The organism is Alkalicoccobacillus murimartini, assembly GCF_030813245.1.
Lineage (GTDB): Bacteria > Bacillota > Bacilli > Bacillales > Bacillaceae_D > Alkalicoccobacillus > Alkalicoccobacillus murimartini.
In genome coordinates this window covers 146,780-158,242 of sequence record NZ_JAUSUA010000001.1, presented here as the reverse complement: position 1 = coordinate 158,242, position 11,463 = coordinate 146,780, and the positions used below count along the sequence as shown (strand labels likewise).

The following is an 11,463-nucleotide window of genomic DNA, read 5'->3' as shown; positions in this document are numbered from 1 at the left end:
TGTGAACTAAAACGACTACATCCATACGAAGAGAGTAAACATGATAACCCCAGCAATCGTATTGACCCATCCCGCTTTTTGTTCCTTATAAAAAAACGCAATAACTCCTGAAATGACAAACGAACTTGCCAAGCAAATGAATAAAATCATAATGAATCGGTCAGATGAAAATGCATGATCGACTGATACAGCTGCAACCAAAATAAAAACAACGATAAAGCCCAACCGAACGATAATATCCACCTTACGCCATTGACTCATTATACTTCACCTCCTCTTCACAACTTGAATCAATAAATAAATCGAACGATTCCAATCACAAGCAACAAAATCACTCCGCAAATAAAGTTCGTCAAAGCATCCTTTCGTTTATTAAATCTCCACGCATTTATGCCTAATGTGAGCATCATAACGGCTACTCCTCCTAAAGCAAAATGAAGTGTATTTGTTGATCCGTAATGACCAAATGTCATAATCATTGAAAAAGTAAAAATAGGGACAAAAAAGAAGATTCTAATGAAGGTATCGATTCTACGCCATTGACTCATCACAGATCACCGCCCTTACTTACTCCCTACCCACTTATGTTAGGAAACAAAAGTCATTTTCTACTCAGTAGAAATTCATCAGGACGTAAACAGAAAAAAGCAGAGAGGATCTAAGATTCACTCTGCTTTAAGGATAAATATATCCATTCATTATAACCGATTAAATAAGATTTTTAGAGACCCCTCATTAATCTACTCATAAAAAGTCCATGGGCGAAATACATTGTAGAGGACAAACTAACACAAGGGGGCTAGAGCTTGGAAATCATTCAATATTTCACTCTTTTTATTCTGAGTTCTATTCCTTTTATCGAGATCTTTCTAACGATTCCATTGGGGATTTTCCTTTTTTCATTGAGTCCGTCTGTTGTAGCATTCATCTGTTTTGCAGGCAATGCGGTAGGAATTATTGGTTTTTTATTTATCTACTCATACTTCGAAAAACATGTATCTTACCACACGATACGCCCTCAGGCTCCAGTAAAGAAACAAGGTGCAAAAAAGAAGCATGCACTCATCGAAAAGGTATTCAAGAAATTTGGCGTTTTTGGCGCAGCAATCTTAATTCCTATGATTCTTAGCTCCCATCTAGGTATCCTTTTCTACCGCACGATTGGCGTTTCTAAATTGTACTTACTGCATTGGGTCATAGCCGGGTTAGCCTTTTGGACGATAACCCTAACAATTGCTAGTGTGTATTTCCCTACGATGATAAAATAACTCTTTTGTTTATATTTTTACAAATCTCCTTTTTCTAATTCTATTCCCCTACCGGCACCAAATAAATCGTTTTGAAATCCATCAGGGGAATAAATTCGTTAGCTATTTTATCCTTAAATCCACCTATTGGAGTCACACGTACATTTATTGACGCAGCTACTAGTTGCACATTTTGCATCATATGTCCTGCTTCTAGAAGACTAAATCGATAGCCTCTTTCACCGTAGTGTTTACTAACATTTTTAAAGTCTGTCCCAAGAACTAAACATACATTAAAATCAATCCCATCCTGTACAAACGCATTGTCGATCTCTTGATACGCACAGAGCCATCCAAGAGAATGAGTTGCTGGTGTGTATTCATAGATTCCAGGTTTCACACCATTCAGCTGCTTAACCACTACTAAACATGTAATCGTATACAAATGACCTGCTGAAGGAAACATTCTTTTTCCATCCATATCCCCTATCGACCATTTTAATAATGTGCCTAGCTTGAGCCTGTCCATCGATTCGCCAATCTGCATGTCTTTCGCTGATTCTCTACGTTTAAGAGCCCCCATTAAATCTAGTTCTACCTGTTTATAATTCAAATCAAGAGAATTTGGATAATGAACATTCTCTTGATCATGTAATGAGTTGATTGGCTTCTTCATTGGTGGCCAATTAGATTCCTTATGATAGGTAGTAAAATATGTAGTCATCTTATCCTCCTGTTCCTAGTTTAGTGATCAACCAAAAATCTGAGCGGCAATTGCAACTAAATAGCCATTCCTTTTAGGAAAAGCAGCATGATTTAATGCCATAACAGGTGGTTCAGCCACTTTAGTAAAGCCGATCATCTCTAAATATCGAATGATCTTTTCATGTTTCTGTACTACATCTATTCTTACCTTTCCTTTGTATCCTCTTAACAGCTCACTCATTAACGTAATTGCCTGATCGTTACTCTCACTTACTATTGGGCCTAAAATTAAGTTTTGAGGTGTCTGAATTGCCATACCATAGCCTGTGATCTCACCTTCATTATTTTTCAGAACTACGCACTTTTCTGATTGCCTAATTCGACTATCCAAAAAACACTCACGCTTATCACCAAAGGCCTGTTCATCTATTGCAACAACCGACTGAAAATCTTCTTTTCTATACAGAAAAATTAACGGTGAACATTCTTCAGATCTAAACGCTTTGGGGGTTAGACATGTATACTTATGTACATAATTAATCACTCTAAATCCCATTTTTTCGTAAAGTGGCTTTCCTTGTTCAGTTGCTATAAGCATAACCGGTCTATCATTATTGGATACAGCATCTAAACAAGATTCAGTAACTCTTCGTCCAAGACCGAGTCCCCTGTGATCAGGATGAACAATAACCATTCCGATAGAATACAACGTCTTATGATTGTATTGAATAATGGCTGCGGATGCTAAAAGTCGATCTTCTGAATCCATACAACCAATTATTTCTCCTGCGTTAAACACAGTATTTATTTCCTGCTCATCGTAATCCCAACCTACTAGAGTAGATAAGTTGATGAGATTCTCACTATCTACATGACTTAATTTTTTTAAAGTATACAAAGTAAACTCCTTTTTCATAAGATGGATTCCCTTATTTTATCATAAGTGGTATAAATAGAGTTTGATAGTAGATAAACTCAAAAAGGGTGTTGATGATGTCATTTAGAATCGTATTTTTTGATGTAGACGGAACATTAACAGATCATCGAGATGGCAGCATCTCGCCGCTTACAAAACAGGCCATTCAAACACTTCTACACAAGGGTATTCATGTAGTTGCAGCTACCGGCAGACCTTTATCTATGTGTACGGAGTTAAAAGAGATTGGAATACAAACATTTATAACGGCAAATGGCGCCTATGTGAAGCATGGGGATGAGGTTATACATAAATGTCCAATGGATCAACAAATTTTGGCAGAGGTGATTGAATACGCAGAGCAACAGGGTTCTGGTCTTTCTTTTTTTACAGACTCATTTAGTATGAACGGGGTACAAAGCAAGGAGATCCAATCAGCATTACAAGACACATTATTGTTAGATGAGTATCCATATATAGATAAACTCATTCACACAAAAGAGGTTTATTTACTGTGCCTATATGCAGATCATCATATGGTTAAGCCCTATGAAGCTCAGTTTCCTCAGCTTACTTTTAGTAGATGGCACCCGTATATTTGCAACGTTCTTCAACACGATGTAAATAAATCATTAGCAGTAAAAGAAGTTCTTTCATTTTTTGGACTTACTACGGATAAGGCCATCGCATTTGGCGACGGGCAAAATGATATAGAAATGTTGGCATTAGCAGGCTTAGGCATTGCAATGGGCAATGCACATGATGCTCTAAAATCAGTCGCTGATTTTGTGACGAAAAAATCTAGTGAAGAAGGCGTCCATTATGCATTAAAAAAACATGGGTTAATCTAAGCTAGTCCCAGATAACGGGTCGAGGTACATTCTTTGTTCTAAGATAATCTAATAGCTGACCAGTATGTACCGATTCGTGATAAGCAACGCGTAATAACATGTCTCCTAGATCTCTTATATATCCTTTATCCGATCGATCAATTTTAATCGTAACTAAGTCCTCTTCCGAATAAGATCGAATCGTTTGGATGAACTCTTGACGATATGTTTTTGCGAAGTCTAATTCATCTTGTATTGATTTGTAGGGTCTCTTCTCATATGGAGAATCAAAAGAAGGTAAGTCCCCATTGTTATTAATAGCAAGATGGTAATAGTGCTCACTTTCTAATACGTGTCTAATCATCTGAATACATGATAAGGCATCATCATCTGGTTTCCAATTAAGATTCTCAAAAGGAATGGCCATCCAAACTTTGATGCTTCTCCTTCTGACTTCTTCTAAATTAAGTATAATTAAATCAATGCTGTTCATTAAATCCCTCCTAGTTATATACAATTATATAAGAACAAATGTTCTTAAACAATCATTTTTTGTTCAAAAAGGAGATGTCTATGCTAGAAACTTTAAAGCAACTAACTATATCACTACAAAAAGAGAACCTGACCTGGGCAGTAGGTGGTTCCCTCATGCTAACTCTACGTGGAATAGACCATAATCCAAATGATATTGACCTCTTGGTATCAGAGAGGGATGCAGCCTCTGTGAAGAAGATTCTCAATTCTTTAGCCAGAGAAATAGATCTCACCTCAAGTAGTTTGATCTTCTCCTCTACTCATTTCGCAAAATATTCTCTCGGTGATATCGGTATAGATCTCATGTCTAATTTCGGCGTAAAGCATTCAGAAGGATTGTATGTCTGTCCTTTTGACCAATCTTCCATTACTACACACGTATCATTGCAGAATACAGCTGTTCCTCTGTGCGCATTAGAAGAATGGTATGTCCTGTACTCACTTATGCCTAATCGTCAAAGTAAAGTAAACGGTATCGAAGAGCATTTCTTGAAACATGGCATAGAAAATCCCAAGTTGCTACAAAAAGCTTTAGAGCAACCACTTCCAACATCATTGCAAAATCGGATCAAGACATGGATTTTAAGATGAAACAAAGCTACTCAAATATTCATGTATTAATTTCCATTCATTTTTTATGAAAACAAACACATTCGTCGCCCTGCCACTGCCTGAAACAAATGATCCCTCATAATAGCCTTGATAATGATAGGTATACATACAAGTAGCACTTTCTTTACACGATGTAATCCAATGAATATCGGAGGCAGAATAGACTTCTTCTTTAATAAGGTCCCAACTGTTTTTGAAGTACTGTTCAATAGCTTTCTGCGAATCGCAAGTCTTATCAGTAAACCAATAGATTGCATCTGGATGAAGCAGCTTAGCAACTTCTTTAAAATCATGAGTATTTGTTGCGTTTAAATAAGCTTCTAGTGCATGTTTATGACTCACGATTTAGCTCCCTTTTAACGTTTCTTCTGTTACTATTAGATTCCAAGTAATACATTCAATTAGTTATTAAATAAATAATTTTATCATCGTATCCTGCGTAAACAATAAGATGGTCCATCCTAACATCCCTAGTCCAATTGAAATCACAATGTTTAGAGAAAAATGAAGAGATACAGCAATGATAAGTAACATTAATATGGTAGCAGGCAAACCCCAAAGAACTCCCATAACAAATTGATTTAAAGACTGCATTGTCTCACCTTGTACATAAAGCCAAAAAATACTTAGAAGGCTAACTATTGGTAGGGCGGCTATTTTCCCCCCTTGCACAGGGTACCTTCGAGCAATTTCTGTAATAACAGCAATAACAGTCGCAGACAGTATGATTTTAAATAGGGTATACATGATCTATTCTTTCTTTCATGAGCTTAAAAGCCGTTAACACCATTTCTTTTTCTTGATCTGTCATGATCTCAAAAACATGCTGTAGCTTTTCTTCACTTAAACTTGAATGCTGGTGAAGTACCTTTTGACCTTCTTCTGTTATTAGTAAAATAACCTTTCTCTCGTCTACCTTACTTCTTGTTTTGTAAACATACTTTCGTTCCATCAACCGTTTTATATGTTCTGAAGCCGTATTGTGGGACACTTGTATTTTTTCCGCAATCTTTTTAACGCCCACATCTTTTTCTTTTTCAATAACCTGCAAAATCCGTACACTTTGATGGGTGATATTATCATGATGATTGTAGCGCATCTGATAATAAATATCTGTCCAAAGATGATTCAATTCTTTCATTTCAGTTTTCATGTTTTCACTCCTTATATCGTACAATAAGATTATATCGTAACATACGACATAAATAAAGATAGAGCAAGAGTGATATTATTTTCACTCTTGCTTAATCTATTACATTTAGTCTATATACCCTATGATGGAACCAATTTAAGCAATGATCTAAAACAGCAAGTATACTCTCAATTGGATAGTCCCCTTCAGCTTCAAATAATTCCTCTAGTTCTTTAAAGATCTCTTCATCAGGAAAATGTCCTTTTAATATAATTAGGTTCTCCATGCTTTTTGTTGACCAGCTTTGATCTTGTGTATTGATAGTTAGGTACATTCCCCTAATCATTCTTTTGACCATTGATCTCTTCTTTACTTGTGAAAGAAATACATCTTTATCCGTAAGTTCTTTTTTAAATTGCTTAAGATCGCCAGCAAAATCTCTATTTAATGCTTTGCTGATTGTCTCAGTTGGTTTCATTTTAGGAAATTGCTGACTTATATCTGAACCGCTTATACAAGTGCACATATGTCGAAGCCAAAAACCCCATTCATATAAATAAACTGGTGCTAAAGCTTCTTCTAAAGTGCCAATGTCATAATCGACTTTAGTGATTGTTTTCCCTAATTGATCTATGGCTCGATCAGTCTCAGCAGAAAGTAACGCTCTCTCCTGAGTTAAAAGTGGTGAATGAACGATAACCGTTACATCCATATCTGAAGTTCCAACTTTCGCCTCACCTCTGCCAACACTCCCATAAAGATACATGCTATGTACATTATTCTTAAGTACCTTGTTTACTACGTTAATAATTGCTGTAATAACAGGCTTAAATTCAGATTGAACTTTTTTCAATGAAGTAGGATTTATAATAAACCCTTCTGAATCCGTTCCGATTTTAGATGGCATCATGCTTAGCCCGCCTTTACTTCATAGTAATTCATCCTAATAAATCTACATCAATAAGTTTCTCATATCTTCCATTGTTTGTTTCAACATATATCCTCAGAAACCTAACCTCAAATGAAAACTTTTCAAATTTCTCAGTATCTAGATACATCTTCTTCAGCTCTTCATACGACATTCCAAATTGTGTCTGACCTAGGGTGAGGTGGGGTATATATAATTCTCCCTCCAAATATTTAACAAGATCATCAGGATTTGGTGACAACGTTTTTATAATTGTCTGGTGTAATTCATTTATATCATTTGATTCAACAGTTAGATATAAAACACTTTCTCCAAAAAAATCTGGTTTACCTAAATTAATTAAGAAAGGCTTGAAATTTGTACCGATATCATTAATCTTTCCTATCCAACCTTTATCATTAGTTAGCCCACTCTGAGCTTTTACAGTAATATGTGGCTCAGCAACATGTATAATCTGATTCTCTTTCCATTTTGTTTGAAGTGAGATGATCGTTTTCAATATATGATCAGGAGGAACAATGCCTATAAAATAACTCATAGTCTGCTTCCCTCCTTTTGTTTTTTACGGCAACCACAATTTCGAAAAATCAAGATGACCAAATGAGTGGTGTGTGGCATCTTGAATGATCGGATCGAGTGTTCTTGTGATTACTGGGTGATATAGAAAGTTGATGTGGTGATTCTGTCTTAAATACGTTTCTGTGTTCATGATGATTTGCTCCCTTTTATCGTAGGAATATGACTCTTCAAATTGAGACAATTGCTCTTCCATGAATGATTGGGCATCTTTCGGAAGGAAACGCATCATTAGTAACTGTTCATTCTTAAAGGCACTCATGAATGCAAGATGTTTATCGTAAGAAAAGACTAGCTTCATAAACAAAATGTCTACTTTATTGCTAATGTCTTGTTTATAAAAATCTTGATGAGAGATCGGTATTGATTTTAGATTTACTCCATAGCTCAAAGCATGTTTGATCATCCATTTGACCTCTTTTTTGGACCACTCATTTGTTAGATGGGCCAAACTCAATTCCTCACCCTGGTAGTTTGCTTTTTTTAATAGTGTCGGGATATAACTTTGATCTCTTATAGATGGTATTGAACGGTCTTCACTGAAACTACTTGCTTCAAGGATCGTTAAGTCTACTTCAGCTGCCATTTTAGGAACGTCAATTAGGTGGTAGAGGGCGGTTCTAAGGTATTGATTCTGTAAGAGTGTATTCTGCTGCTGGTTATATAAAAAATATACAAAACCAAGGTCTCGAAGCGTATGATCTGACGTTTCTGTTAGCTTTTCACTTTGGTCAGCCTGTAGGTAAAGGGTATCTGCTGCCACTTGAGACACGGTATAAAAATGAACCTCATCAATCAAAGGCCGCTCTTTAAAATAATGGCCAAATGCTTGCAGTATTAGTTTATTTTTTGTACGTTCTTTCAAGATAAAAGGACCGGTTCCAATCCATTCATCTTCGTTATTTGGTGAGGACTCTGGGAGAATACAAAATGAGGGTGTAGATAAAAGCCGTAAGAATAATGAATTCTTCTTTTTTAGATAGATACTGACTTTGTGTGGTGACTCACATACTATCTGTTGGATTGAATCCGTAAGCCATGCGTATGCACGACTCTCTGATTGTAACCGTTTAATAGTAAAGACAATATCTGAACTTGTTACCTTATCCATATTATGAAAGTGAACATCTTTACGTAAATAGAAAGTATAGATTGTCTCTGATTCATCTATCAGAAAATGATGTGCCAAGTGAGGCTTAATCTCATCGTTTATTGAATCATATTGAACTAAGGTATCACCCAATTGTTGTATCAAATGCACCTCTAATGCGATGGAAGCCTTTAACGGATCAAGCGTAGAAATTTCTCTATTTTTAAATGTATAAAGAATATCCTTCGCATCTTCGTTTCGTTTAAAACCTAGCAAATGCTGTATGTCAGTCGAATGTTGAATAATCCATGCCTTTGGAATTGGTAACCTAAGAACATACGCAATCCTATCGAGTCTATCCTGTTCTGCACATTCTTTAATATAACCTTCGATCTCTTCTTGGAACGAGTGGTTAAAAATCAAGACTGATCGATTTCCTCGACCTTTTCCAGGTATGTATTGAAAATACTGTTTTGCCTCTAACTGCTTCAGGACCCGCTTCACATTTCTTCTTGTACAGAACCAAATCTGTTCAATCTCTTCAAGCGTTACTTCCACTGTCATCTTTTGCTCCTTGCTAAACAAGAAGGCTCTCAAACTTAAATACCTTTCTTCCAACTCCAATCACCTCTCTTTAAAAGGGGACATCTTCACCATAATTCTACCCTTTTTACCTCTTTAAGGAAAGAAGATAATGGAAATAGATCCACACTTGATGGAAATGAGGAGAGGCTATGATTCAAGGATCAGCATTAAAGAATCGAAATGTGCTTGCCTATTTTTTAGGTACTATATTATTTAAGTTAGGAGATAAAGTCTATCTCATTGCCATCCCCTGGCTCATCTATGAATTAACTCAATCAGCTGCAACCATGGGTATCATGTTTTTAGTCCAAACACTTCCCCTTATTTTCATATCTCCTATCGCTGGGATGCTTGCAGATCGGTTATCTCGAAAAAAAATAATGATCGTAAGCGCTGGAATCCAAGGCTGTTTGGTTCTTTTTATCCCTTTATTACACTATTTCGACTGGCTAGAGATTGGCTTTATTTATGTCCTCGGCTTTCTTATTGCAAGTGCCGGTGCATGTTTTAACGTAACAAATGGAACGGTCATTCCACAATTATTTGAGCGTAACCAGCTTATGCGTATTAATTCTTTTTTTCAATTTATTGATACAAGTTCAGTGTTATTTGGCAGTATGATAGCTGGAATATTGATTAGTCAGTTTGGAATTTACCCTGTATTTATCATTGTAGGAGTAACCTACTTTCCAATTATCTTATCGCTACTTTTGCTTCAATTCCTAAAAGAAAAACAAGCTGGCGCTATAAAAACAACTTCCTGGCACTCTCTCTGGGAGGGCGCTATTTACCTTTGGAACCATAAAGTACTTCGCTCATTGACCATCTTAATCTTTGTCGTAAATGTTGCAAATGGAGCTCTAGTGAGTATGTTAGTGTTCTTCTCTCGTGATCAATTAAGATTAACCTCTACAGAAATTGGCTGGGTGTACGCTGGCGCAGCAATTGCACAAATTGCAGGAATCGTACTCGTTAATATGATTGGTAAAAGAAAACATCCAATAAATCTTATGGTCATCAATCTATTTATCAGTGCTCTTGGCATTATAGGTATCGCATTTAGTTTGAATTGGTTTACGTTAATGCTTTGCGTTGCCATACAAAGTGCACCAGTCATCATGTTTAATGTCTTAAACAAAACCTATAGACAACAGATTGTACCAACACACATATTAGGTAGAGTAAACGGAATGATGATGATGATTAGTTTGGCTTCGTTACCACTCGCAGGATTTTTAACTGGGATCTTATCGGAACTCATTAATATTCGTTATATCTTTCTGACTTTAGCCGTCGCTTCCTTACTAGCTGTTGTAAGGTTTCGAGCGCTAGGTAAGACTGAGCCAGAAATATTGACTGAACGAAAAATTATGTCTCCTTAAGCACACTCATTTACCCATGTCACCCTTATTGTTGTTACATTTATCTTCCTATAAAAATAGATGCCCCGCAGCTCAATAAAACTACAGGGCATTTATTCATTTACACCTTTTTAGACTTAATAATAAAAGTAGAAGGAATCCATTCGGCTTTTTGTGAGGAGTACCATTTACTTGGATCTTCCGATGGCTCTCTCTCATATGGATTCACTTCATCTATGATTTTTTCAATCATAAACCCATTTTCAATAAGCGTATTCACATACGTGCTTAATTTCCGATGATAGATAAGTACCTCAAGATGCCATGCTTCATTCCATTCAGGCCCCTCTTTATTATAGGACTTAGTCAAAACGAACGATTCATCCTTGTATGTAATCCTGTCATGAAAGGGATGCTCCCAGCTAAAGATAAACGTTCCACCTGGCTTTAGATACGTATTAATATGCTGTAATGTTTGACTCAAATCCACCGTCCATCCTAGTGCATAGATCGAATAAACAATATCAAAATAATTATGTGGGATACCTGGATTTTCTTCCATAGGCGATTCAAACAAATATGTAGACGCTTTTTGATGTGCTAATACTCCTTTAGACGCCTCAATTTGTTTTGAAGATAGATCCATGCCCCATAACTCACTTGCTCCTCGACTCCCCATATATAAAAGTGAATGACCACTTCCACAGCCAATATCTAAGACTGTTTTACCTTCAATTTTACCGAACAATTGCAATTGATCTTCACGATACGCGTGCGGGCCGAATTAAGGTAAGGCAGTACGTCCAAAAAGACGTTCAGCTGATTTTTCCCAGCCGTCTTTATTTACTTTAAGCATTTGCTGATGATCATCCATCTAATCAGCTCCTATTTGATTTTGGATTGAGATGAGTATCGTAAAATACAATGGCTTTATAAATGAGAAAGGA

16 protein-coding genes are annotated in these 11,463 nt (G+C 36.3%); 4 read left to right on the top strand and 12 right to left on the bottom strand.

The features are described from left to right. Positions 1–15 precede the first annotated feature (15 nt). Both J2S05_RS00855 and J2S05_RS00850 read right to left on the bottom strand, forming a co-directional pair. Complete coding sequence (locus J2S05_RS00855) at positions 16–261, bottom strand: hypothetical protein (protein WP_306979022.1); 246 nt, start codon at positions 259–261, stop codon at positions 16–18. A gap of 29 nt (positions 262–290) precedes the next feature. Then, positions 291–548, bottom strand: coding sequence for a hypothetical protein (locus J2S05_RS00850; protein ID WP_306979020.1), 258 nt, complete (start codon positions 546–548; stop codon positions 291–293). 258 nt (positions 549–806) lie between these two features. Here J2S05_RS00850 and J2S05_RS00845 point away from each other — a divergent pair, with 258 nt between their 5' ends. Next, a complete protein-coding gene (locus J2S05_RS00845) occupies positions 807–1,268 on the top strand; it encodes a small multi-drug export protein (protein ID WP_306979017.1) in 462 nt (153 codons plus the stop codon). 40 nt (positions 1,269–1,308) lie between these two features. Here the strand turns inward: J2S05_RS00845 and J2S05_RS00840 are convergent, their stop codons facing one another. Both J2S05_RS00840 and J2S05_RS00835 read right to left on the bottom strand, forming a co-directional pair. After that, positions 1,309–1,971 (bottom strand): SagB/ThcOx family dehydrogenase, encoded by a 663-nt coding sequence (locus J2S05_RS00840; protein WP_306979015.1) that lies wholly within the window; start codon positions 1,969–1,971, stop codon positions 1,309–1,311. Between the two features lie 27 nt (positions 1,972–1,998). Next, complete coding sequence (locus J2S05_RS00835; RefSeq protein ID WP_306979013.1) at positions 1,999–2,868, bottom strand: GNAT family N-acetyltransferase; 870 nt, start codon at positions 2,866–2,868, stop codon at positions 1,999–2,001. Between the two features lie 77 nt (positions 2,869–2,945). Here J2S05_RS00835 and J2S05_RS00830 point away from each other — a divergent pair, with 77 nt between their 5' ends. Beyond that, on the top strand, positions 2,946–3,719 hold the full coding sequence (locus J2S05_RS00830; RefSeq protein WP_306979012.1) for a Cof-type HAD-IIB family hydrolase: 774 nt from the start codon (positions 2,946–2,948) through the stop codon (positions 3,717–3,719). A 1-nt stretch (position 3,720) separates the two neighbouring features. Here the strand turns inward: J2S05_RS00830 and J2S05_RS00825 are convergent, their stop codons facing one another. Then, positions 3,721–4,191 (bottom strand): DinB family protein, encoded by a 471-nt coding sequence (locus J2S05_RS00825; RefSeq protein WP_306979010.1) that lies wholly within the window; start codon positions 4,189–4,191, stop codon positions 3,721–3,723. An 80-nt stretch (positions 4,192–4,271) separates the two neighbouring features. Between J2S05_RS00825 and J2S05_RS00820 the strand changes: the two genes are divergently transcribed. Continuing rightward, positions 4,272–4,823, top strand: coding sequence for a nucleotidyltransferase domain-containing protein (locus J2S05_RS00820; RefSeq protein ID WP_306979008.1), 552 nt, complete (start codon positions 4,272–4,274; stop codon positions 4,821–4,823). Here J2S05_RS00820 and J2S05_RS00815 read toward each other — a convergent pair. The 6 genes from J2S05_RS00815 to J2S05_RS00790 form a co-directional block, all read right to left on the bottom strand. Next, positions 4,815–5,186, bottom strand: coding sequence for a YybH family protein (locus tag J2S05_RS00815; protein ID WP_306979006.1), 372 nt, complete (start codon positions 5,184–5,186; stop codon positions 4,815–4,817). The two genes, J2S05_RS00820 and J2S05_RS00815, sit on opposite strands and share 9 nt — an antisense overlap. Positions 5,187–5,252: 66 nt before the next feature. Then, a complete protein-coding gene (locus J2S05_RS00810) occupies positions 5,253–5,591 on the bottom strand; it encodes a DUF3147 family protein (RefSeq protein ID WP_306979004.1) in 339 nt (112 codons plus the stop codon). Next, positions 5,575–5,997 carry a MarR family winged helix-turn-helix transcriptional regulator gene (locus J2S05_RS00805; RefSeq protein WP_306979002.1) on the bottom strand — a complete coding sequence of 141 codons (423 nt, stop codon included), beginning with the start codon at positions 5,995–5,997 and terminating at the stop codon, positions 5,575–5,577. Before J2S05_RS00805 ends, J2S05_RS00810 begins: the two co-directional genes overlap by 17 nt. Before the next feature lie 91 nt (positions 5,998–6,088). Then, complete coding sequence (locus tag J2S05_RS00800; protein WP_306979000.1) at positions 6,089–6,886, bottom strand: nucleotidyltransferase domain-containing protein; 798 nt, start codon at positions 6,884–6,886, stop codon at positions 6,089–6,091. Between the two features lie 28 nt (positions 6,887–6,914). Then, positions 6,915–7,442, bottom strand: coding sequence for a 2'-5' RNA ligase family protein (locus tag J2S05_RS00795; protein WP_306978998.1), 528 nt, complete (start codon positions 7,440–7,442; stop codon positions 6,915–6,917). A gap of 24 nt (positions 7,443–7,466) precedes the next feature. Further along, entirely contained in the window at positions 7,467–9,155 is a 1,689-nt protein-coding gene (locus J2S05_RS00790) for an ABC transporter substrate-binding protein (protein ID WP_306981029.1), read from the bottom strand. A 149-nt stretch (positions 9,156–9,304) separates the two neighbouring features. Between J2S05_RS00790 and J2S05_RS00785 the strand changes: the two genes are divergently transcribed. After that, entirely contained in the window at positions 9,305–10,537 is a 1,233-nt protein-coding gene (locus tag J2S05_RS00785) for an MFS transporter (RefSeq protein ID WP_306978997.1), read from the top strand. 100 nt (positions 10,538–10,637) lie between these two features. On the opposite strand, the gene J2S05_RS00780 is transcribed toward J2S05_RS00785, so the two are convergent. Then, positions 10,638–11,270: a class I SAM-dependent methyltransferase gene (locus J2S05_RS00780; protein ID WP_370873589.1), complete on the bottom strand. Its 633-nt coding sequence runs from the start codon at positions 11,268–11,270 to the stop codon at positions 10,638–10,640. Positions 11,271–11,463 lie beyond the last annotated feature (193 nt).

Bases quoted from the DNA above. Each gene is read 5' to 3' on its own strand.
- J2S05_RS00855 (WP_306979022.1), bottom strand. From the start codon at position 261: ATGAGTCAATGGCGTAAGGTGGATATTATCGTTCGGTTGGGCTTTATC.
- J2S05_RS00850 (WP_306979020.1), bottom strand. From the start codon at position 548: ATGAGTCAATGGCGTAGAATCGATACCTTCATTAGAATCTTCTTTTTT.
- J2S05_RS00840 (WP_306979015.1), bottom strand. From the start codon at position 1,971: ATGACTACATATTTTACTACCTATCATAAGGAATCTAATTGGCCACCA.
- J2S05_RS00835 (WP_306979013.1), bottom strand. From the start codon at position 2,868: ATGAAAAAGGAGTTTACTTTGTATACTTTAAAAAAATTAAGTCATGTA.
- J2S05_RS00830 (WP_306979012.1), top strand. From the start codon at position 2,946: ATGTCATTTAGAATCGTATTTTTTGATGTAGACGGAACATTAACAGAT.
- J2S05_RS00825 (WP_306979010.1), bottom strand. From the start codon at position 4,191: ATGAACAGCATTGATTTAATTATACTTAATTTAGAAGAAGTCAGAAGG.
- J2S05_RS00820 (WP_306979008.1), top strand. From the start codon at position 4,272: ATGCTAGAAACTTTAAAGCAACTAACTATATCACTACAAAAAGAGAAC.
- J2S05_RS00810 (WP_306979004.1), bottom strand. From the start codon at position 5,591: ATGTATACCCTATTTAAAATCATACTGTCTGCGACTGTTATTGCTGTT.
- J2S05_RS00805 (WP_306979002.1), bottom strand. From the start codon at position 5,997: ATGAAAACTGAAATGAAAGAATTGAATCATCTTTGGACAGATATTTAT.
- J2S05_RS00800 (WP_306979000.1), bottom strand. From the start codon at position 6,886: ATGATGCCATCTAAAATCGGAACGGATTCAGAAGGGTTTATTATAAAT.
- J2S05_RS00795 (WP_306978998.1), bottom strand. From the start codon at position 7,442: ATGAGTTATTTTATAGGCATTGTTCCTCCTGATCATATATTGAAAACG.
- J2S05_RS00785 (WP_306978997.1), top strand. From the start codon at position 9,305: ATGATTCAAGGATCAGCATTAAAGAATCGAAATGTGCTTGCCTATTTT.